Origin of the sequence: Haloferax sp. Q22, assembly GCF_001482285.1 — an archaeon.
Classification (GTDB): Archaea; Halobacteriota; Halobacteria; order Halobacteriales; family Haloferacaceae; genus Haloferax.
Genome location: NZ_LOEP01000001.1, coordinates 1 through 21155, shown reverse-complemented (window position 1 = coordinate 21155; position 21155 = coordinate 1). Strand labels below are relative to the sequence as shown.

The window sequence follows — 21155 nt, the reverse complement described above, 5'->3', positions numbered from 1 at the left end:
TCAGAAGATCCACAAGCAACGACCGATCCTTCGAGAACAGCTCGCTACCACCATCCAACCGACTGCTGAGGCTTAGCTAAAGACCAATGGCGCGGCGGCCATCTCAGGCCTCCGTGCCGGCGTCGACGATGTCCTCGTCGGCCTCGACGCGCCGCATCACGTCTTCGGAGTCCGCGTAGTACTCGTTGATGAGCGCGGTGAAGCGCCGGTAGTCGGAGACGTCCTTGTCGAGGAGGTACTGGAGGAACGTCTCGCGGCGACGGAGTTCGCGCCGGAGTTCGGTCCGCGACCAGCCGTTCTCGCGCTGGATTTCGGTGAGCAGCGAGCTATCGTTCTGACTGAACGTGTCGGTCTCGGGCTCCCACGCGAACGCCGACGAGTAGTCGAGTTCGCCGGTCCGCTGGTCGATGTCGCCGATTTCGCCGATGGTCTGCGAGCGGCGGACGCGCTCGCCGTCGTGGCGGGTGAGCGTCTGGACGCACAGCAGGTCGAGCGACTGCACCATCGCGCGCGGGACGTTGATGGGCTCGTTTTCGAGGCGGTTGATGACCGTCTCGATGCTGTCTGCGTGCATCGTCGAGAACGTCGTGTGCCCCGTGTTCATTGCCTGGAACAGCGTCACGGCCTCGTCGCCGCGCACCTCGCCGACGATGATGTACTCGGGGCGGTGCCGGAGCGCCGAGCGAAGCAGGTCGTACATCGAGATGTCGGTCCCCTCGTGGAGTCGCTCGCGGGTGACAGACGACAGCCAGTTGTCGTGGTAGAGCGCGAGTTCGCGGGTGTCCTCGATGGACAGCACCTTCGACCGCGGGGGGACGAACATCGACACCGCGTTCATCGAGGTGGTTTTCCCCGAGGCGGTGCCGCCCGCGAAGATGAGGCTCTTGTTGTGTTCGATACAGAGCCACAGATAGGCCATCTGCTCGATGGAGAACGTGCCGTAGCGCACGAGGTCGATGGGCGTGAACGGCTCTTCGGCGTAGAGGCGGATGGTGAACGCCGACCCGCGTGGGGTGACCTCCTCGCCGAGGGCCAACTCGGCGCGCGCGCCGTTCGGGAGCGTCGTCCCGAGGACGGGGTCGCCGACGCTGATGTGCTGTCCGGAGCGCTGGGCGAGTCGGATGACGAAGTTGTCGAGCTCCTCGGCCTCGAACGAGACGTTCGTGGCGATGTCGGTGTACTCGTCGTGGTAGACGAAAAGCGGCAGGTCGTAACCGTCACATGAGATGTCCTCGATGTGCGGGTCCTTCATCAGCGGGTCCAGGCGACCGTAGCCGTGGAAGTCGCGTCGGAGGTAGTACAACAGCGTGTAGAAGGTGTTCATGTCGAGTTCCTGCCCGTACTGTTCGAGAAGTGACTGGAGCTCTTCGACGAGCGCCGACTCGGTCCGCGGGTCCGCCTCGCGGCGGTACAAAAGCGGGTCGCGCACGTCGGTGCGGACGCGTTCGAGCAGGGTCGCTTCGAACCCGTCGAGGTCGGGTTCGACGGTGTGGTACTGATGGGCGGTCGCGTCCGTGTCGTAGGTGACGACGACGTAGGCGAAGGGGGCGTTCACCCAGTAGCGGTCGATTTCCTCGTGGCCCTCGGGAATCTCGTAGGACCCGAGCGGCGTGTCGTCGGGCGAAAGCGGGAGCACGTCGAGGCTCGACCCCCGGAGCATCTCCGCGGTCCGGCGCAGGAGCCGCCGGGTCTCGGCGGTCGCGGCGTCGAACTCCCCGTCGGCGAGGAGTCTCAGTACCCCCCGGTCGACTGGGGGGTCGCGCGCCGCCGTCGTCTCGCTCGTGGTATCTCGTGCCATCGTCACCCGGTTGGTTGGTCGGGAGGTATGGTGGGTTGGGACTTAAAAGGTCCGCGCGGGAGACTGTCACTCGGCGAGAACGACCTGGACCACAGCTCGCGTTCAGGTCCGGTCGACCGTCAGGAGCACGCCGGCGAGAATGAGCGAGATGACGACCCCGAGCGGGAGCGGAATCCCGGGGAGGCCGCGCGTCACGAACAGGTACGTCGCCGCGGCGAGGACGACGCCGACGACGCCGAGAAGGCCGCCGAGGACCCGAACGGGGTCGACCGGGCCGGCTTCGACTCGCTCGTCGCGCAGGTAGTAGACGATGGAGAACAGGACGGCGAGCGCCAGGACAGCCGTGCCGACGACCCACGCCTGGTAGGCGACCGCGACGGTCTGCCCCGACTGGAGCGAGAGCGCGGACAGCGGGGTCCTGACCGCGACGCGGCTGGAGAGGCCCCACGCGAACTGAATCTCGGCGAAGGGAAACCGGACGAAAAGCAGGCTCACGCCCGAGAGGTTCGGCGTGTACGTGACGTTCCACGGGAGGAGCGCGCAGAGCCACGTCGAGACGACCGCCAGCGCACCCGCGTGTTCGGAGCGGACCCAGACCATAGGACAATCGCACGGGCTGACAGGTAAAAACTACCGACGGCGCGGGCACACCGGCGAGGCGGCGCGGTCGCAGGCGGTCCCCGGACCGGACGGCACCTCAGGAGAGCTGTTCGGGGTCGCCGTGAGTCAGGTCGCTCTCCGCGGCGTCGCCGGTGTTGAGCGTCTCGGTCGGCTCGACGAGAAGCACTTCGGTCGGTTCGAGCGCCACGGGCCGGTGTTCGACGCCGCGGGGGACCACGAGGAGGTCGCCCGACTCGAGTACCGCGTCGTCGCGGTCGCGGAACTCGATTCGGAGCTGTCCGTCGCGGACGAGAAACAGCTCGTCGGTCTCGTCGTGGGCGTGCCAGACGAACTCGCCGTCGAGTTTCGCGACCTTCACCGCGTAGTCGTTCAGCTCCGCGGCGATTCTCGGGGCCCACGTCTCGTCGAACGACGCGAAGCTCTCGTCGAGGTTGACGGGTTCCATATGCGGTCCGCTCGCGGCGGTGGCCGATAACCGTTGTGCCGAGCGGGCGTCGAGTGGGCGCTGAACCGGCGTAATCGGCCGGTTTCGACCCCGGAACCACGCTTCGGGTGGCGTCACGTTAATAGGCAGCGCAGTACAACCAACAGTACGGAATGCGGCGTGACTACTTCGAACTCGATGTCCGCGACGTCGACTGGTACGAGGACGACGGCGACCCCCGCCAACCCACAGTATCTATCGACTTCTACGGCCCGGCCGAGGAGCTTCGGTCTCGGTTCCTCTCGACAAGCGGCGACGTGCTCGCCGCGGAGGAACTGGACGTCTCCTTTCGGTTGCAAGACTCCGTCGACGACTCGGACGCCCGCGGCGTCGTGAGCGTGACGGACCGACTCACCGGCGACTACGTCCTCGAACTCAACGCTCGCGCCGACGACGTACTGGACTTCATCCGCGCGGCCCGCGAGTACGGGCGCGCCGCGGGCGACGACGAGGGCCGCTACCGCGTCGACGTTGCCATCGAAGGCGACCACTTCGAGACCTTCGAGAAATCGACGTTCCTCGTCTACGACGGCGACGGAACGCTCCTGCGGAGCCAGAGCCTCATCCCCTCGGGCGTCGAACTCTGAGCGGGGGGCTCGCCGAGTCGACGGCGCGGACGACGTTCTCTCTCGATGCGTTCCTCACGCTCGTTCGTGTACGATATCGGGGCGAACCACGTCTTCTTTACTCCCCGCTCCCACAGAGAGTACCGTGAGAAACGTAACCGACCGCACGAGAAACCCGTTCGACATGCGACCGTCGTGTGACCGGTACGTCCCCGGCTACGGCGACGCCAACGCCGACTTCCACGTCATCGGCGACCACCCCGGCGTCCACGGGGGCATCGAGACCGGCGTCCCCTTCTCGGGAGACGCGGGCGACAAACTGTTCGCGGCACTCGAAGACGGCGAACTGCTGGCCGAGGCCGGCGACGAACCGACGGTGAACCGCACGTTCTTCTCGTACCTACACATGTGCGTGCCGGATGGAACGCCGACAGCGGCCGATTACACCGACATGGAGCGCTTTTTCGACGCTGAACTCCGCGCCATCGCCGCGCACGTCCTCCTGCCGGTCGGCGCGGTGGCGACAAAGCACGTCCTGAACAACTACACGTCCGTCGGCTGGAAGACCGACGTTGACATGGAGGTGCTCCACGGGAAAGAACTCCGCGGGAGCGGCTTTCTCGTGTTGCCCATCAAGGACCCCGCCGAGTGGGACGGCGGCGACCACGACGAGCTCGTCGCCGGCCTGTTGGAACTGCAGTCGACCGACTTCCGCCGCGAGTCCGACCTCGGCCGCTTCATGCCCGGAGCGGACCCATACCTGGTCAGATAGCCTATTTTCGCCCGTATTCGACCGTCGTCCTCGTATTCGGTAGATTCTTCACGATTCTGCCGTTCGTTCGTCCAGTAACAACCATGAGGGTTACCATATGTTCAGTTGATGCGGCTATATGACTCACATAAGAGCATATTTATCCAGTCGTTCTGGAGGGCGTGGTTCTAATTGGCGATAACAAAGGACTTTTTACAACTAGTGTCCAACGTGGTGTTGACGCGCGTGGTTCGATTCACTTCCGCCGGGCGCGTCAGGCAGCTGTGAGACTGGTGCTCCTCACAGTGGCTTGGTCAGTCCGGGGACCTGCGCTCGGCCGCGGTCCCCGCTCTTAACTCAGACACGAGCGATAGCTCGGTGTCTCGCTGTTACGTAACTGCGTCCCTCTGCTCCGAGAGCGGCGGCGCTCCAGTTAGAGCTTGTCTGCGAGTCGCTTCAGCGCGCCGTATCCGTACTCCGTGACCGGTTCGCCGTGGCCCATGGCGACCACGTCGACCGGCGGGCACCGCGCCGCGAACTCCCGGACGCTCCGCCTGTTTTCCGCGGCGTCAGTCGCGAGGATGCCCGGCAACAGCCCGAGGCTCCCGTTCGATTCGCGGACCATGTCGCCAACGAACGCGACGCCGTGGTCCTCGTGGACGAACGCGGTGTGGCCGGGGGTGTGTCCCGGCGTCCGATACGCGACGAAGCCGCCGAGTTCGTCCCCGTCGCGGACGACCTCAACGGGGTTCGTCGGTCGGTCGAGAAACGACGTGAGCACGCGCTGCGCCGCGCCCTTCGCCGACCGGAGCGACGGCTTCGACGCGCCTGTCAGGTGTGAAGCGTCCGGCTCGGCGAGGTGAATCGGCACGTCGTCGCGGAGGCTGAGCGACGCGAGCGTCCCGACGTGGTCGAGGTCGAAGTGGGTCACGAGAACCCGGTCGATAGCGCCGGGGTCGAGGTCCACGCGGGCGAGACCGCGGAGGAGTCGGTCGCGGTCCCGCGGCGTCCCGGCGTCGACGAGCACCGTCTCCGAGCCGTCGGAGACGAGGTACGCGTTCGCGGCACGGAGTCGGAACCGCCGGACCGAGTCGGTCGGGATGGCCATACCGAACCGTCGGACGCGAACGACAAAAATCGTGGGCGACGGCGACCCGCGGGCCGCGGCTCCCGAACAGTCCGTGCCGCCGGGACAACCCACTCCGCGCCGGTCAGCGCGAAGCGAAGAGATACCGGCCCGCGTCGACGACGAATCCACCGGCTCCGAGGAGCGGACAGACGACGAAACCGAGGAAGTCGACCGCGAGGGGCCGTCCGACGCCGACCGCGCCGGCCGCTACGAGCGCCAGCGGGACGGCCGCCGCGAGCGCATAGAACCACGTGGTCCACGCGTGGCCGAACCGGGCGATAACCGCGACGAGCGAGATGGCGAGGAGCGCCGCCGCGGCCGGGAAGACGAGCACCGTCGGTGTCGGCGTCGTCGCCGCGGTCTGCAGGGTGGCGAGGCCCGGCACCGACAGCGGCGACGACGCGAGGAGCCCCGCGGCGGGCGCGGCGGTATCGAGCGACGCGAGCGCAGTCACGAATCCCGCGCCGTCGCCGGCGAGATGCCACGCGAAGCCGCTGAGATACGCGAGGAGCGCGGCGAGCGAGACGCCCCACCCGTACCAAAGCGGGTTCGTCGCCCCGGACGCCGACGCTGACGCGGTCGCCGACTCGGACCCGCTGCGCTCGCGTTCGAACCGGCCGGTCGTCCCCGTCCGACTGGATTGCGATTTTCCGGTGCGGGTTTGTGACGACGAGGACGACGAGGACGACCGCGAGGAATCCGTAGACCGCGACGATGAGGACGAAGAAGACGACCGCGAGGTGCGCGAGCGACTCGACCGGCCCGACCGCGACGAACTCGCGGTCGAAGAGGAAGACGACGCGTGTCCGGAACTCGACCGTCGGGAGGTCGACGACCGAGAAGACGAAGAAGACGACCGAGAGGAAGAAGACGAGGAGGACGACGTTGCGGACGATGACCGTCCCGAAGCCGACCGGTCACCGGTTCCCGACCCGCCGGAACCGCCGTTCTTCCCGGCCGTTCCGGGGTACTTGAACTTCGTCAGGCCGTCGAGGCGTTTCTCGACGTACGTCCCGTGACCCATCCGGTCGTAGTCGGCGCGCTCGGCGTCGTCGGTGAGGACTTCGTAGGCCTTCCGGACGACGGTGAACTGCGCGGTCGCTCGCTCGTCGTCGTTGACGTCGGGGTGGTACTCCCGAGCGCGCTGACGAAAGGCCTGCTTTATCTCCGCCGTCTCGGCGTCGCGTTCGACCCCGAGGAGTTCGTAGAAGTCCACCGGCATTCGACGTGCGATTCGATGCGACGCCGGGTTTTGAATGTACCGGGCGGTCGCCCAGCGAATCGGGTCGGCGACCGACCGACCGCCGGCGAGTGCGCGATAAACCGCGGGACGCCGCGCCCCCACGACCATTCGGAATAATCATGGACCTCGGCGGTCAGGTGGCCGCATGGAACGGATACGGCTCGGCAACATCGTCTTCGAGGGCCTGAACAACGCCTACCTCCTCCCCGGCGACCGGCCGACGCTGGTCGACGCCGGCGTCGCGACCGATTCGGTCCGCCGAGACCTCCGCGAGGGACTCGACGCGGCCGGCTACGAGGTCGCCGACCTCGAAGCCATCGTCCTCACCCACTGGCACGCCGACCACGCCGGTCTCGCGGGCGAGCTCCAAGCCGAAAGTGGCGCGCCGGTGTACGTCCACGCCGACGACGCGGGCATCGTCGCGGGCGACCCGGACGCCATCGCGGCCGAGCGCGAGATTCGCGAGCGTCGATTCGGGGAGTGGCGTATTCCCGACGAACCGCTCGCCGAAGTGACCGCGTTCCTCGACGGCCACGACGACCTCCGGGGCGACCGGGTCGACGTGACGCCCGTCGAGGACGGCGACCGCATCGCCGCCGGCGACGGCGACCTCGAAGTCGTCCACCTCCCCGGCCACGCCGCCGGGTTGAGCGCCTTCGCCTTCGACGGCGAGCGCGGACGCGAGGCGTTCGTCGGCGACGCGATTCTCCCGAAGTACACCCCGAACGTCGGCGGCGCGGACCTCCGGGTCGACCGCCCGCTCGAAACGTACCTCGACAGCCTCGCCCGCCTCGCCGACCGCGACTTCGCGCGGGCGTGGCCCGGCCATCGCGACCCCATCGACGACCCCGCCGGCCGGGCGCGCGTCATCGCCCAACACCACCGCGAGCGCACCGAGCGCGTCGTCTCGGTGCTCGATGACCACGGGCCGGCCGACGCGTGGACCGTGAGCGCCCGCCTGTTCGGCGACCTCGAAGCCATTCACATCCTCCACGGCCCCGGCGAGGCGTTCGCCCATCTGGACCACCTCGTCGCCGAGGGCGTCGTCGCGCCGCCGGACGACGGCGGGCGGTACGAACTCCTCGACGCGGACCCGGACTTCGACGAACTGGTCGCGGTCCCCGAGACGAAACGTTAAAACGCCGCTGGAGGGAACGGAGAGCCATGGAACTGCGGGTCATCGACAAGACCGACGAGGAACTCCGCATCGAAATCGGCGGCGAGGACCACACCTTCATGAACGTCCTGAAGGGCGAACTCCTCCAGACCGACACCGTCACGGCCGCGACCTACGACGTGAACCCCGAGCAGTCCGGCGGACAGACGGACCCCGTCCTCTCTATCAAGACGGAACCCGGCGTCGACCCCCTCGACGCGCTCGCGGAGGCCGCCCGAGGCGTCCAGCGTACCGCCGACGACTTCACCGACGCCTACCGCGCCGGTATCGACGCGTAATCTGCGGGTTCTCTCTCGTTTCCGCTCGGCCGCGAGCGGCGCGTTTCTCGGTTACTCGCCGCCCGGACCGTCGTAGTCCTTTTCGCCGGCCTCGATACGGACGTCGAGCCAGTTCTCCATCGGGACGAGCGGGCACTCGTAGCGCGGCGAGTAGGCGCAAAACGGGTTGTACGCGTCGTTGAAATCGACCACCCACCGGCCGTCGTCGGTCCGGTCCGCGGCTTCGAGGTCGAGGTAGCGACCCGCTCCGTAGGTCTCCTCGGCGTTCGTCTCGTCGCGGAACGGCACCCACAGGCGGTCCTCGTCGGCGTCTGCCCGGTAGGCGTCGAGCGCGTAGGACTCGCCGTCGACCTCGAACTCGAAGCGCCCCCACGCGAGATACTCGCGCTCGCCGTCGGTCGAAGTCCCGATGGTGATGCGCTCGGGGTCGTCGTATTCCCGGAGTTCGAGTTCGAACCGGAGGTCGGGGTCGGGGTCGAAGTAGTCGAGACCGTCGAAGAACTCCCGCTGGTCCGGCGGAATCGGTGAGTTGCGGTCCGCGGCGAGATAGCGGTCTTTCTCTTCGCGGTTCGTTCGGAGGGCGTCGAGCCACGGGTCGTCGGTCATCTCGGGTCGAGATACGGCGCGCCGGCGGGTTAAGATTAGTTCCGACTGCGCGGGGGACGCACGACCGACAGGCGGGACGGGGGGCGAAAAGCGGGACAAAGAGAGGCAGAACAGAACGGCTGCGAAGACGCTGGCTTACAGGCGAACCGGTACGTCGCGCTCGTCGAGGTACTCCTTGACGTCCTGAATCGTGTACTCGTCGAAGTGGAAGATAGAAGCGGCGAGCCCGGCGTCCGCGCCGGCCTCGGTGAAGACCTCGTACATGTCCTCGGGGCCGCCGCAGCCGGAGGAGGCGATGACGGGCGTCGAGACATTGTCGCAGACGGCCTTCGTCAGCGGGATGTCGTAGCCGTCTTTCGTGCCGTCGGCGTCGATAGAGTTGATGAACAGTTCGCCCGCGCCGCGGGACTCGGCCTCGCGGGCCCACTCGATAACGTCGACGCCGGTGCCCTCGCGGCCGCCCTTGACGGTGCATTCGAACCAGCAGGACTCGCCGTCCACCTCGGCGTAGTGCTCGCCCGCCTCGTCGTAGCGTCGGCGGGCGTCCACCGAGATGACGATGCACTGACTGCCGAAGGAGCGCGCGCCCTCCTCGATGAGGTCGGGGTTCTGGAGCGCCGCAGTGTTGATAGAGACCTTGTCCGCGCCGGCGCGGAGCGTCTCTTTGATGTCGTCGCGGGTGCGGATGCCGCCGCCGACGGTCAGCGGGATGAACACCTCGTCTGCGACCTTCGAGACGGTGTCGAGCATCGTCTCGCGCCCCTCGGCGGAGGCGGTGATGTCGAGGAAGACGAACTCGTCCGCGCCCGCCTCGTTGTACAGTTTGGCCATCTCGACCGGGTCGCCCGTGTACTTCAGGTCCTCGAAGTTGACACCGGTGTAGACGGCCGGGTTCCCGTCCTCGTCGAGGTCGACGTCGATACAGGGGATGATGCGCTTCGTGAGCATTCGCTACTGAATCGTTGGCGAAAGAGCCGTTTCACCGTTTCGACTACGGCAGGGGGGGTTCGGGGGAACCGGGACGTACATCTCCGGACGGAACGACTCGTCTCTCGTGACCCCCCCAACTGTGTTCCACCTCCACTACCACGTCCCCGATATCGCCCACGCCACGTCGGTTCTCTCGTCGCACGGAATCGCCCCCGTCGCGCGTTTCGGAACCGCCGACGGCGAGTCGGTCGCGCTGGCGGCCGACGACGACGCCCCGGACGACTTCCGCCTGCGGTTGCAGACGAATCGCAGCGGGATGGCCGACGTGACGCTCACGCCCGGCCCGAGGCTTTCGTTCGACCACGTCGGGGTGGTCGTCGCCGACGTGTCGGCGGTCGTCGAGCGGGCGACGGCGCGAGATTGGCCGGTGACCGAGAACGAGCGGCGGACGTTCCTCGTCACCCCGTGGGGATTCCGAATCGAACTCCAATCACCGGGCAGCGACCTCGTCTCGGAACTCGGGTCGGCCGATGACTGCCGCTTCGAGTCGGTGTCGCTCGTCGTCGCCGACGGGATTCGCGAGGCGGTCGATACCGGAATCCGGTCGGTCGTCGGCGAGGTGGCCACCCTCCGAGTTCGGGGCGGCCCGCACGACGATCCGGCGGTTCGTGAGGCGACGCTGGCCGGCCGAGTGTGTGACAGCGCGCACTTCGAGATGGCGTCGCTCGTACCGGCAGACCGCGCGTGAAGACGCGCTCCGCCGAAGAATCACTTTGATACCGGTCCCGCGAGAACGAACGTCCGAGTCAAGTTCCAGCGATGGCCGACCCTACCGAAGTCATCAGCCTGTTGGTTGTCGTCGAGTTCGTGGTGCTGTCCGCAGTCGTGTTGCTTTTGGTCCCGCTGGAAGCGGCCGCACCGATTCTCCCGCTCTGCCTCGTATTTCTGGTCACGCTTCACTTGTATCGGTCGTGAGTCGGTCGGCGCGCAGTCGGTGTGGGTCGTCGGCGCGCGAGTCGTCTCCGCGGGCACGTTGTACCGACGCCGGTGAGTCGATGGTGGCGACACGGAGTGTCCGCGGACGACGGTTAGGTGCGTTTTTGTACCGCGAACCCGTCGCCCCGCGTATGAGCGACGACCACGACCACGGCGGCCACGGACACGACGACCACCACGCGGACGAGGACGCCCGCGTCACTTCCCCGATGCAGGAGTTCTCGATGAGTCAGGTCACGACCGGCATCCTCGTTCTCGTCGTCGGCCTCGTCGTCGTGTTCGGTCTCCCGCTGGCGCTGGCGTAAGCGCGCTCGGGACCCCCAGAACCGGCAATTCGTACGAACTTCCGCGTTCTCTTCCCTTTTCAGGCCCACGCGGCTACGACCCGGCGTGAAATCTATCGTCGTCACCGAGTACGGAAGCTCCGACAGCCTCGAACTGCGCGAGACCGAGACGCCCGAACCGGCCCCGGGCGAGGTCCGCATCGCCGTCGAGGCCGCCGGCATCAACTTCGCCGATATCATGCAGCGGCGCGGGACCTACCGTGACGGCCCGGAACCGCCGTACACGCCGGGGATGGAGGCCGCGGGGACCATCGACGCGGTCGGCGAGGGCGTCGACCGCGAGGTCGGCGAGCGCGTCGTCGCCATGACCGGCGGCGGGGCGTACGCCGAGTACGTCACCACGCCGGCCCCGACGCTGTTCGACGTGCCCGAGTCGATGTCGTTCGCCGAGGCCGCCGGCTTCCCCGTCCAGTTCCTCACCGCGTACAACTGCCTCCACGAGTGGGGCGACCTCGCCGACGACGAGCGCGTGCTGATTCAGGCGGCCGCCGGCGGCGTCGGCACGGCGGCGGTCCAACTCGCCTCCCACGCCGGCGTCGAGACGTTCGGCACGGCCAGCACCGAGGAGAAACTTGACCTCGCGGCCGACCTCGGACTCGACCACGGCATCCAGTACACCGAGGAGGACTTCCGCGAGGTCGTCGCCGACGAGACCGACGGCGCGGGCGTCGATCTCGTTCTCGACGGCGTCGGCGGCGAGACGTTCGAGCGCAGTCTCGACGCCCTCGCCGACTTCGGCCGACTCGTCACCTACGGCGCGGCTTCCGGCGACGCGGCCGAAGCGGACCCGACGCGCCTGCTGTTCGAGAACAAGTCCGTCATCGGCTTCCACCTCGGAAGCGCCATGCAGCAGCGCCCCGAGTCGGTCCTCGGCGCGGTGCCCGAACTCTCCGAACTGCTCGCGGCGGGCAAACTCGACGTGGTCGTCGGCGAGGCGTTCGACCTCGAAGACACCGCGGCGGCCCACGAGTACATCGAAGCCAGAAAGAGCAGCGGGAAAGTCGTCCTCGAACCGTAGCGGGAGCGGCGTGACGCGGGACCGCGTTTTTTCAGTTTAGGTTTCGGTTCAGTCGAGTTCGCGCGCGAGCACGTCGCGCAGCTCGGCGATGTCGCCCGCGCCGTAAGCGGCCTCGTCGCCGTCGACCGCGAGCGAGAGCGTCGCGTCGTCGGTCGTCGTCCCGAGTTCGACCACGGGCACGTCGCCCGCGAGGTCGCGGAGCGCGGCCTCGTCGGTCGTCTCGACGACGACGCGACCGGGCGTCTCCTCGAACAGCGAGACGTAGTCGGCGACGGACACGTCCGCGCCGACCTCCCCGGTGACCATCTCGGCCAGCGCGACCGCGAGGCCGCCGTGGCTCACGTCGTGGACCGCGACCGTGGACTCGTCGGCCGCGACCGTCCGAATCGTCTCGACCGCCGTCGCGGCGTCGGCGTCCTCGGGGAGCGCCGGGAAGGCGTCGGAGCCGCCGGCGTGTTCGAGGACCGCCGAACCGCCGAGCGCCCCGCCGGAGAAGCCGACGAGGAACAGGTCGCCCTCGCCCGAAAGCGAGAGACCGGGCGAGGAGCCGTCGGCCTTACCGACCATCGCCAGCGTCGGCGTCGGCGGAATCGGGCCGGAGACGGAGTCGTTGTAGAGCGAGACGTTGCCGCCGACGACCGGGACCGAAAGCGCCCGGCACATGTCGGCGAGGCCGTCGACGATGCCCTTGAAGCCGCCGTACACGTCGGGCTTCTCGGGGTTGCCGCCGTTGAGACAGTCGACGGTCGCGAGGGGCGACGCGCCCTTCGCGGCGAGGTTGGTCGCGTTCTCGAAGGCGACGGCGCGCGCGCCGTCGTAAGGCGCAGCGGTCGTCCAGTTGGGGTCCGCGCCACCGGTGAACGCGAGTTTCGTGTCCGCTTCGGGCACATCGAGGAGCGCCGCGTCGTCGCCGGGCCGGCGGGCGGTCCGCAGGCCGACCTCGTGGTCGTACTGCCGGTAGACCCAGCGCTTCGACGCCGTGTTGGGGTCGGAGACGACCGCCTCGAACGCCTCGGTGAGGTCGAACGCGGGCAGGTCGCGCTCCGCGGCTTCGGGTTCGACCGAGTCGAGGTCGTTCATCGGCGCGCCCTCGGCGAGGAACTCCGGGGGCACGTCGACGACGGGTTCGCCGTCGAAGGTGCAGACGTAGTTGCCCTCGGCGACCTCGCCGATGACGGCGCTGCCGAGGTCGAAGCGCGCGGCGAGTTCCTGCACGCGCTCGACGTTCTCGGGAGTCACCTCGTAGCACATGCGCTCTTGAGACTCCGAGAGGAGAATCTCGAAGGCGTTCATGTTCGGCTCGCGCTGGTGGACCTTTTCGAGGTCTATTTCCGCGCCGAAGCCTCCTTTGGCGACGAGTTCCGAGGACGCGCCGCCGAGGCCGGCGGCCCCGAGGTCGCGGGCGGACTCGACGAGGTCCTCGTCGATGAGCGCCTCGTTGCACTCGATGAGCAGTTTCTCCGTGTAGGGGTCGCCGACCTGTACCGCGGGCCGGTCTTCGGTTTCGGCGTCTTCTGCGAGGTCCTCGCTGGCGAAGGACGCGCCGCCGAGGCCGTCGCGGCCGGTCGAACTGCCGACGAGGACGAGCTTGTTGCCCGCCTTCTGGGCTTCGGCCGTGACGAGGCGGTCGGCCGACAGGAGGCCGACGCAGGCGACGTTGACGAGGGGGTTGCCCTCGTAGTTCTCGTGGAACGAGGTCGAGCCGGTCACGGTGGGGACGCCGATGGCGTTGCCGTAGTCGGCGATGCCCTCGACGACGCCGTCGAGGAGGTACCGCGAGTGCTCGCGGTCGAAGTCGCCGAAGTAGAGGCAGTCGGCGAGCGCGATGGGGTACGCCCCCATCGAGAGGGTGTCGCGGACGATGCCGCCGACGCCCGTGGCCGCGCCGTCGTAGGGGTCGACGTAGGAGGGGTGGTTGTGGCTCTCGATACCGAGCGTGATGTAGGTGTCGTCGTCCAGAGCGACGACCGCCGCGTCGTCACCGGGGCCGATGACGACTTGGTCGCCCTCCGAGTCGAACGCCGACAGAAGCGGGCGAGACGACCGGTAGGCGCAGTGTTCGCTCCAGAGGTTTTCGAAGAGTATCTCCTCGGCCGGCGTCGGGTCTCGACCGAGCTCGGCGACGACGAGGTCGCGGTCCGCGTCGGAAAGCGTCATTCACTGGTATGGTCAGAACGCACATTGTAAACCCTTTCTATGTGCACGAACGTGCGTAAAATGTGGTCGGAGTCGCCGTCGTCGCCCGCATCCGACTCACGCGGGCGTGTACGGCGGCGACTCGGCGCGGATTATCTCCGTCAGCTCGTGCATCTCGTCTTGGAGCAACACGAGCAGGTCGTCCATCGTGACGATGCCCGTCAGCCTGCCGCCGTCGGTTATCGGCGCGCGCCGGACGCCGTGTTCCCGCATCTGCCGGAACAGGTCGAAGACGCCCACGTCGGCGTCGACGGTGAACGGCTCACCGGTCATCACGTCTTTCGCCGTCATCCCGCTCATGTCACCGCCGGCGGCGACGCACTTGAGCGCGATGTCGCGGTCCGTCACGATACCCCGGATATCGTCGCCGTTCGCGACGACGATGGAGCCGACCTTTCGGTCCTCCATCAACTTCGCCAACTCTCGAATCGGCGTGTCTTCCCTCGCTGTCACCAGTTCGTCTCTCGGTCGTGCGATGTCTCGTACGGTCATCTCTCTCACCCCGGTGGAACCACGCGATGTGGGTACGCCACCGTCCGGATAGTTCGTCGCCCGCGATATTATTTCTATATTCTTACATTTCATCCAGTTTCGGCGGTATGTCGGCGCTCGCGGAGTGTCTGCGGGCGGTGACGGTCTTGCGTCGATAGCGTCGTCGGCCGCACGCGGCGGGGTGACGGGGTCTCGCTCTCATCCGCATGTCCGCCGGCCCGTGCGTGAGGTACACACACACCAATCACACCGGGACCGGGGCGCTTTTTTAGCCTCCATCGTTAGAAGACGGTGTGTTATCGGTCGAGTTGCACTCGCATTCGTCTCTGTCCTACGACGGGCGGGACCCAATCGAGTATCTCCTCGAACAGGCGGTCGCGGTCGGCTTGGACGCCCTCGCCGTGACCGACCACGACGAGATAGACGCCAGCCTCGAAGCCGCGGAACTCGCCGCCGACTACGGACTGGTCGGCATCCCCGGGATGGAAGTCACCTGCGCCGCGGGCCACGTGCTCGCCTTGGGCGTCGAGGAACTGATTCCCGCGGGGCTGTCGTACGACGAGACGCTCGACCGCATCCACGACGCCGGGGGCATCGCCGTCGTCCCGCACCCCTTCCAGAAGTCGCGGCACGGCGTCGCCCCACATATCTCCAGCGCGCAACTCGCCAGCGCCGACGCCATCGAAATATACAACTCGCGGCTCCTCACCGGCATCGCCAACCAGCGCGCCGAGCGGTTCGCCAAGCGGCGGAATCTCCCGATGACCGCCGGAAGCGACGCCCACATCGCGGAGATGGTCGGACAGGCCGTCACCGAGGTCGGCACCGACACCCGAAGCGCCGACGCCATCCTCTCGGCCGTCGCCGAGGGCCGAACTAGCGTCGTCGGCAACAAGACCCCGTGGCGCATCTCGTTCCGGCAGGCCGCGGGCGGCGCGACCCGACGCCTGAAACACGCCCTGACGGATCTGTTCTGATGCGCGGCGCGTCCCCCGACCTCGTCCGGCGCGCCCTCGCCGACCGCGACCCGCTCCCCGGAACCGCGGGCTTCGCGGGCGAACTCGACGGCCGACTCGTCCGCGACGTGCTCGGTCGCCAACCGCTCTTCTCCGAGCGCGCCGACCCCGCGACGTGGTCGTTCGACCACCGCGACCTCGACGACCCGGTCGCCGTCCCCGCCGGACACTCCCGCGAGACGGCCGGTGAAGCCGCCGGCGACGACGAACGCGTCTGGTCACTCCCGGACCCGCCGGTCGCCACCGACCGCGACGCCGCGCTCGAACGCGTCTGCGACGCCGTCTTCGCCTCGGTTCGGTCGGTCGACGACGACGGCCTCGCCGTGGCGTTCTCCGGCGGCGTCGATTCGGCGGTCGTCGCGTCGGGCGTCCCCGACACCCCGTGCTACGTCGCCGGCTTCGAGGGCTCCCACGACGTCGCCGCCGCCCGCGAGGCCGCGGCCGCGATGGACCGCGACCTCACCGTGGTCGAACTCACCCACGAGGCGCTCGAACGCGCCGTCCCGGAAATCGTCGCCGCGCTCGGGCGGACGAACCCAATGGACGTGCAAATCGTCCTCCCGCTGTATCTGCTCGCCGAGCGGGTCGCCGACGACGGCTACGACCGCCTCGCGGTCGGGCAGGGCGCGGACGAACTGTTCGGCGGCTATGCGAAGGTCCAGAAAGCGCCCGACGACCCGCGCGTCGAGGCCGAAACCGTCCGCGGGGCCGCCCGCGAGATGGTTCTCACGCTCCCCGACCAGCTCGAACGCGACCTGCTCGTTCTCCGCGCCGCCGGGGTCGAACCCGTCGCGCCGCTCCTCCACGACCGCGTGGTCTCGGCGGCGCTCCCGCTCCCCGGGGAGTTACTCGTGGACGGCGACCGGCGGAAAGTCGCGCTCAGGGAGGCCGCGAGCGGCGCGCTCCCCGAGTCGGTCGCCGAGGCGGACAAGAAGGCGGTCCAGTACGGGACCTACGCCTCCCGCGAACTCGACCGACTCGCGCGGCAGGCGGGATTCAAGCGGCGGATGGAGAACCACGTCGAGCAGTACGTCGAATCGCTCGTGGAGTAGGTCGGAGTCGTCCAGTCTCCGGAGTCGGTCCGGTTCGGCTCAGTTCTCCGTTTCGTCGTCGCGCACGACCTCGATGGCCTCCAGCGCGAACTGCACCGTGTCGGGGTCGAGGTCACTCTCGCGGAGGTCGGACTCGTCGTACCACGCCCAGACCTCGGGGTCGGCCTCGCCCGGCGCGGGGTCGATGTCGCGGGAGTCCACCCGAGCGTAGAAGATGTGGTCGATGTGCTGGTGGCCGACCGAGCCGTCGCCGTGGACGTTGATGTCGTAGAGCATCTGCTGGCGGGGTTGTGGAAGCGCCCGGCCGTCGGGCGCAGGGACCGACGGCGTGTCGTCGACGAGTTCCGGGTCGAGGCCCGTCTCCTCGCGGACCTCGCGCAGGCCGGCCTCGTGGGGGAGTTCGTCGCGGTCGACGTGACCGCCCGGCGGGATGCGGATGCCGAGGCGCTCGTGTCGGTGGAGGGCCACCGCGCCGTCGTTGACGATGTACACGGTCGAGGTGAAATGTCGTGTCGTCTCCATGGCTGTGGCTCCGGAGCGAGCGGCATGGCTGTTGCGGAACGAGGCGAGACAGGGCGAGACGGAGCGGAACGAGGCGAGACAGGGCGAGACGCGGCGGCGCGAAACGAACGGACCGGCCGGATTAGGGCAGTTGGACCTGCTCTTCGGCTTCGAGCAGTTCGTGGTAGCGGTTGCGGATGGTGACCTCCGAGATGTTGGCGACCTCCGAGACCTCGTTCTGCGTCACTTTCTCGTTGGTGAGAAGCGAGGCCGCGTAGACGGCGGCGGCGGCGAGGCCGACCGGCGACTTGCCGGAGTGAACACCCTGTTCTTTGGCGTTCTTCAAGAGCTGTCGGGCGCGCCGCTCGGACTCGTCGGAGAGGCCGAGGTCGCTGGCGAACCGCGGGACGTACTGCTCGGGGTCGGCGGGCTTGATTTCGAGTTTTAGCTCGCGGACAACGTACCGGTAGGTGCGGGCGATTTCGTCCTTCTCGACGCGCGAGACGCTCGTAATCTCGTCGAGCGACCGCGGGGTGTCGGCCATGCGGGCGGCGGCGTACAGTGCCGAGGTGGCGACGCCCTCAATGGAGCGACCCGGGAGGAGGTCGTCGTCGAGCGCGCGGCGATAGATGACCGAGGCGGTCTCGCGGACGTTGTCCGGGAGGCCGAGCGCGGAGGCCATGCGGTCGATTTCACCGAGCGCCTGCTTGAGGTTGCGCTCCTTGGAGTCGCGGGTGCGGAACCGCTCGTTCCACGTGCGAAGTCGCTGCATCTTCTCGCGCTGGCGCGACGACAGCGAGCGCCCGTAGGCGTCTTTGTTCTGCCAGCCGATGTTGGTCGACAGCCCCTTGTCGTGCATCATGTTCGTCGTGGGCGCGCCGACGCGGGACTTCTGGTCTTTCTCCGAGGAGTTGAACGCGCGCCACTCGGGGCCGTGGTCTATCTCGTTTTCCTCCACGACGAGGCCGCAGTCGTCGCAAACCGTCTCGCCGTGTTCGGAGTCGGCGACGAGACTCTCCGAGCCACACTCCGGACACGAGAGCGTCTGCTCCCGCTCGGCGTCGGTCTGCTCGGTATCTTTTGTATTCTCATTGCGCACGCGCGCGCTGCCGGTCGTGAAACGTCGGACACTGTCTGTCATTTGTGTGCGAGAGAAGCAACTGGGAACGGTCGTTCTCCGTCTATTCGTATTGACCCTCGTTACTTATATCTGACGGCGGCAGAAGGACGGAATGGGCCGAGTTCGAACGGTCGGTCCCGGGCGTCTCGTTGGGGGGCCGCCCGGGCGGTCTCACGACGATGACCGGACGAAACGACCCACACCGAAACTCTTACTCCCGGTCTCCGTCACCTCCGATACATGAGCGATACGCCCGTCGACGCCGACGAGGTTCGACACGTCGCCGAGTTGGCGCGGGTCGACCTCGACGAGGACGAGGTCGAGGAGTTCGCGGCGCAGTTCGCGGACATCCTCGGCTACTTCGACGCCCTCGACGAGGTCCCCGAAGTCGACCGCGAGGACGAACTGGTGAACGTGATGCGCCCCGACGAGGTCCGCGACGGCCTCACCCAAGAAGAGGCGCTCTCGAACGCCGCAGAGACCGAAGACGGCTTCTTCAAGGGCCCGCGGGTGTCGTAGATGTCGCTGAACGCCTTCATCACGAAAGAGACGCTCGACGGCGCCGACGACGGCCCGCTTTCGGGCAAGACGGTCGCCGTCAAGGACAACATCTCCACGGAGGGGCTGCGGACGACCTGCGGCTCCGCGATGCTCGAAGACTACGTCCCGCCGTACGACGCGACCGTCGTCGAACTCCTGAAGGACGCCGGCGCGACCATCGTCGGCAAGGCCAACATGGACGAGTTCGGCATGGGCACGACGACCGAGACCTCGGCGTTCGGCCCGACCAAGAACCCCGTCGACGAGTCCCGCGTCCCCGGCGGCTCCTCCGGTGGCTCCGCGGCCGCCGTCGCCGCCGGCGAGGCCGACCTCGCGCTCGGCACCGACACCGGCGGCTCCATCCGCTGTCCCGCCGCGTTCTGCGGCGTCGTCGGCATCAAGCCGACCTACGGCCTCGTCTCGCGCTACGGCCTCGTCGCCTACGCGAACTCCCTCGAACAGATCGGTCCCATCGCACCGACCGTCGAAGACGCCGCCGCGCTCCTCGATGTCATCGCCGGCCCCGACGACCGGGACGGCACGACCCGCAACGCCGGCGCAGACTCGAACTACGCCGCGGCCGCCGACGGCGACGTCGAGGGCCTCACCATCGGCGTCCCGACCGAGTTCGTCGAAGGCGCGGACGAGGGCGTCGAGGAGGCGTTCTGGGCTGCGCTCGACGAACTCGAAGCGCAGGGCGCGGAGTACCGCGAGGTCAGCATGCCGTCCGTCGAGAAGGCCGTCGCCGCCTACTACGTCATCGCCATGTCCGAGGCGTCGTCGAACCTCGCTCGCTTCGACGGCGTCCGCTACGGCAAGTCCGGCGGCTACGACGGCAACTGGAACGAGGCGTTCGCCCGCGCCCGCGAGGAAGGCTTCGGCTCCGAGGTCAAACGCCGCATCCTCCTCGGCACGTACGCCCTCTCCGCGGGCTACCACGACAAGTACTACGCGAAGGCCCAGGACGCCCGCGCGTGGGTCAAACAGGACTTCGACGAGGCCTTCGAGGACGTGGATGTCGTCGCGTCGCCGACGATGCCCGTCCCGCCGTTCGAACTCGGCGAGAGCCTCGACGACCCGCTGCAGATGTACCTCGCCGACGCGAACACCGTGCCGGTGAACCTCGCGAACCTCCCCGCCATCTCGGTTCCCGCGGGCGAGACCGACGGCCTCCCGGTCGGCCTCCAGCTCATCGGGCCGAAGTTCGGCGAGGAGACCATCGTCCGCGCCGCGTCCGCGGTCGAGAACTAACACGAGAACGGTTTTTTTTACGGCACCGAGCGCCGACCGAGACGCCCAGTCCCGCGTCGTCGGTCGTCGTGGGTGGACTATCCCCGAAACAGATTCATCACTTCGTCGGCCACGTCCGACTCGACGCCGAGCACGTAGCGGTGACCGGCTTCGAGGACAGTGTCGGGGCCGCCGATTCTGTTCCCCTGATAGTCGACGATGATGAGACTCCCCTGCGGGAGTCGAACCTCGTCGAGTCGCTTGCCGGCGACGGGGGCGTCTTCGGCGACTTCGACCTCCACGATTTCGACGTTGCCACCGATGTCTTCGATAGTTCGAACACCGCCGTTGGCGATTTCGTTGGTCGCTGCCCGCGCGCCGAGTCGCTCGGGAAAGACGAGTCCGTCCACGAACTCCTCGTAGAGTTCGTCCGGCGTCCCGGTGATTCGCATGACGGTTCGAACGTCCGACATCCGCTGTGCGGCTAGACAGATGGCGAAGTTAGTCGACTCGTCGTCAGTGAGTGCGGCGACCACGTCGCTCCGCTCGGGCTGGGCTTGTCTGAGTATCTCCGGACGAGAGGCGTCTCCCTCGATGACGGTGGCGATGTACTTGTCGGCGACGTCCGGGATTCGGTCCGGGTCCGCTTCGACGATGACCACGTCGTGGCCGCGGTCGGAGAGGAGTTCGGCCGTCCGAAGGCCCAACTCTCCACCGCCGGCGACGACGACGCGTAAATCGTGTGTTACTGGGTCGGGCATGCGTGTGAATTGGTGTTGGCGTGTAGTAGTCGTCTCGGTGCAGTGTGCGGTCGGCTCTTTCGTCGGTCAGTCGTTGGTCAGTCGTCGGCTCCCTCCGCCGGCTCGATCGGCTCTGGGTCCTGAATCTCGGGTGGTCCCGCCGGGCCGACGTCGTCCCGCCTCGACAAGAGGAGGTAGACGCCGCCGCCGACGACGAGCCAGCCGATAGCCAGCGCCCGAGGGTGTCATAGAAGAGTTCTCACACCGTGATCACGGTACTTCCCGGATTGTCTCCACGTTCGTAGTTGGTGATTGCGACGACGAGGC

Annotated in this window: 24 protein-coding genes; 12 read left to right on the top strand and 12 right to left on the bottom strand. The window is 67.8% G+C overall.

The features are described from left to right. Positions 1–103: 103 nt before the first annotated feature. The 3 genes from AM590_RS00110 to AM590_RS00100 form a co-directional block, all read right to left on the bottom strand. Positions 104–1798 carry a type II/IV secretion system ATPase subunit gene (locus AM590_RS00110; RefSeq protein WP_058825664.1) on the bottom strand — a complete coding sequence of 565 codons (1695 nt, stop codon included), beginning with the start codon at positions 1796–1798 and terminating at the stop codon, positions 104–106. 102 nt (positions 1799–1900) lie between these two features. Then, positions 1901–2398, bottom strand: a complete 498-nt coding sequence (locus tag AM590_RS00105; protein ID WP_058825663.1) for a hypothetical protein — start codon at positions 2396–2398, stop codon at positions 1901–1903. A gap of 97 nt (positions 2399–2495) precedes the next feature. Next, positions 2496–2864, bottom strand: a complete 369-nt coding sequence (locus AM590_RS00100) for a cupin domain-containing protein (RefSeq protein WP_058825662.1) — start codon at positions 2862–2864, stop codon at positions 2496–2498. A 152-nt stretch (positions 2865–3016) separates the two neighbouring features. On the opposite strand from AM590_RS00100, the gene AM590_RS00095 reads away from it, so the two are divergent. Both AM590_RS00095 and AM590_RS00090 read left to right on the top strand, forming a co-directional pair. Continuing rightward, positions 3017–3490 (top strand): DUF5793 family protein, encoded by a 474-nt coding sequence (locus AM590_RS00095; RefSeq protein ID WP_004977575.1) that lies wholly within the window; start codon positions 3017–3019, stop codon positions 3488–3490. 124 nt (positions 3491–3614) lie between these two features. Continuing rightward, positions 3615–4241 (top strand): uracil-DNA glycosylase family protein, encoded by a 627-nt coding sequence (locus AM590_RS00090; RefSeq protein ID WP_082677610.1) that lies wholly within the window; start codon positions 3615–3617, stop codon positions 4239–4241. Between the two features lie 412 nt (positions 4242–4653). On the opposite strand, the gene AM590_RS00085 is transcribed toward AM590_RS00090, so the two are convergent. Next, positions 4654–5328: an MBL fold metallo-hydrolase gene (locus AM590_RS00085; RefSeq protein ID WP_058825661.1), complete on the bottom strand. Its 675-nt coding sequence runs from the start codon at positions 5326–5328 to the stop codon at positions 4654–4656. A gap of 103 nt (positions 5329–5431) precedes the next feature. Beyond that, positions 5432–6571 carry a J domain-containing protein gene (locus AM590_RS00080; RefSeq protein WP_058825665.1) on the bottom strand — a complete coding sequence of 380 codons (1140 nt, stop codon included), beginning with the start codon at positions 6569–6571 and terminating at the stop codon, positions 5432–5434. A 166-nt stretch (positions 6572–6737) separates the two neighbouring features. On the opposite strand from AM590_RS00080, the gene AM590_RS00075 reads away from it, so the two are divergent. Together AM590_RS00075 and AM590_RS00070 are read left to right on the top strand one after the other, a co-directional pair. Continuing rightward, positions 6738–7730: an MBL fold metallo-hydrolase gene (locus tag AM590_RS00075; RefSeq protein WP_058825660.1), complete on the top strand. Its 993-nt coding sequence runs from the start codon at positions 6738–6740 to the stop codon at positions 7728–7730. A gap of 26 nt (positions 7731–7756) precedes the next feature. Beyond that, positions 7757–8047, top strand: coding sequence for a DNA-directed RNA polymerase subunit L (locus tag AM590_RS00070; RefSeq protein WP_004970976.1), 291 nt, complete (start codon positions 7757–7759; stop codon positions 8045–8047). A gap of 51 nt (positions 8048–8098) precedes the next feature. On the opposite strand, the gene AM590_RS00065 is transcribed toward AM590_RS00070, so the two are convergent. Together AM590_RS00065 and hisF are read right to left on the bottom strand one after the other, a co-directional pair. Then, positions 8099–8653, bottom strand: coding sequence for a DUF1684 domain-containing protein (locus AM590_RS00065; RefSeq protein ID WP_058825659.1), 555 nt, complete (start codon positions 8651–8653; stop codon positions 8099–8101). Positions 8654–8788: 135 nt separating this feature from the next. Beyond that, positions 8789–9601, bottom strand: a complete 813-nt coding sequence (gene hisF / locus AM590_RS00060) for an imidazole glycerol phosphate synthase subunit HisF (RefSeq protein ID WP_058567128.1) — start codon at positions 9599–9601, stop codon at positions 8789–8791. A 106-nt stretch (positions 9602–9707) separates the two neighbouring features. Here hisF and AM590_RS00055 point away from each other — a divergent pair, with 106 nt between their 5' ends. The 4 genes from AM590_RS00055 to AM590_RS00050 all read left to right on the top strand — a co-directional run bounded on the left by AM590_RS00055 (position 9708) and on the right by AM590_RS00050 (position 11941). Beyond that, complete coding sequence (locus AM590_RS00055; RefSeq protein ID WP_058825658.1) at positions 9708–10331, top strand: hypothetical protein; 624 nt, start codon at positions 9708–9710, stop codon at positions 10329–10331. Between the two features lie 71 nt (positions 10332–10402). Continuing rightward, the gene (locus AM590_RS20675; RefSeq protein ID WP_172795724.1) at positions 10403–10558 is read left to right on the top strand and encodes a hypothetical protein; all 156 of its coding nucleotides are present in this window, start codon (positions 10403–10405) and stop codon (positions 10556–10558) included. Positions 10559–10710: 152 nt separating this feature from the next. Then, the gene (locus AM590_RS20670) at positions 10711–10884 is read left to right on the top strand and encodes a hypothetical protein (RefSeq protein WP_172795723.1); all 174 of its coding nucleotides are present in this window, start codon (positions 10711–10713) and stop codon (positions 10882–10884) included. 85 nt (positions 10885–10969) lie between these two features. After that, positions 10970–11941, top strand: coding sequence for an NADPH:quinone oxidoreductase family protein (locus AM590_RS00050; RefSeq protein WP_058825657.1), 972 nt, complete (start codon positions 10970–10972; stop codon positions 11939–11941). 48 nt (positions 11942–11989) lie between these two features. Here AM590_RS00050 and purL read toward each other — a convergent pair whose 3' ends face one another. Next, on the bottom strand, positions 11990–14098 hold the full coding sequence (purL, locus tag AM590_RS00045) for a phosphoribosylformylglycinamidine synthase subunit PurL (protein WP_058825656.1): 2109 nt from the start codon (positions 14096–14098) through the stop codon (positions 11990–11992). 96 nt (positions 14099–14194) lie between these two features. Next, positions 14195–14629: a CBS domain-containing protein gene (locus tag AM590_RS00040; protein WP_058825655.1), complete on the bottom strand. Its 435-nt coding sequence runs from the start codon at positions 14627–14629 to the stop codon at positions 14195–14197. Between the two features lie 293 nt (positions 14630–14922). Between AM590_RS00040 and AM590_RS00035 the strand changes: the two genes are divergently transcribed. Further along, a complete protein-coding gene (locus AM590_RS00035) occupies positions 14923–15606 on the top strand; it encodes a PHP domain-containing protein (RefSeq protein ID WP_004977563.1) in 684 nt (227 codons plus the stop codon). Then, entirely contained in the window at positions 15606–16697 is a 1092-nt protein-coding gene (locus AM590_RS00030) for an asparagine synthase C-terminal domain-containing protein (RefSeq protein WP_058825654.1), read from the top strand. Before AM590_RS00035 ends, AM590_RS00030 begins: the two co-directional genes overlap by 1 nt. A 39-nt stretch (positions 16698–16736) precedes the next feature. Here the strand turns inward: AM590_RS00030 and AM590_RS00025 are convergent, their stop codons facing one another. Both AM590_RS00025 and AM590_RS00020 read right to left on the bottom strand, forming a co-directional pair. Beyond that, positions 16737–17219, bottom strand: a complete 483-nt coding sequence (locus AM590_RS00025; RefSeq protein ID WP_058825653.1) for an NUDIX hydrolase — start codon at positions 17217–17219, stop codon at positions 16737–16739. A gap of 121 nt (positions 17220–17340) precedes the next feature. Continuing rightward, entirely contained in the window at positions 17341–18297 is a 957-nt protein-coding gene (locus tag AM590_RS00020) for a transcription initiation factor IIB family protein (protein ID WP_172795725.1), read from the bottom strand. A 261-nt stretch (positions 18298–18558) separates the two neighbouring features. Between AM590_RS00020 and gatC the strand changes: the two genes are divergently transcribed. Both gatC and gatA read left to right on the top strand, forming a co-directional pair. Continuing rightward, complete coding sequence (gene gatC / locus AM590_RS00015; RefSeq protein WP_004064004.1) at positions 18559–18837, top strand: Asp-tRNA(Asn)/Glu-tRNA(Gln) amidotransferase subunit GatC; 279 nt, start codon at positions 18559–18561, stop codon at positions 18835–18837. Beyond that, positions 18838–20109 carry an Asp-tRNA(Asn)/Glu-tRNA(Gln) amidotransferase subunit GatA gene (gatA, locus tag AM590_RS00010; RefSeq protein ID WP_058825651.1) on the top strand — a complete coding sequence of 424 codons (1272 nt, stop codon included), beginning with the start codon at positions 18838–18840 and terminating at the stop codon, positions 20107–20109. A gap of 77 nt (positions 20110–20186) precedes the next feature. Here gatA and AM590_RS00005 read toward each other — a convergent pair whose 3' ends face one another. Further along, the gene (locus AM590_RS00005) at positions 20187–20849 is read right to left on the bottom strand and encodes a TrkA family potassium uptake protein (protein WP_008092649.1); all 663 of its coding nucleotides are present in this window, start codon (positions 20847–20849) and stop codon (positions 20187–20189) included. Positions 20850–21155: the final 306 nt, after the last annotated feature.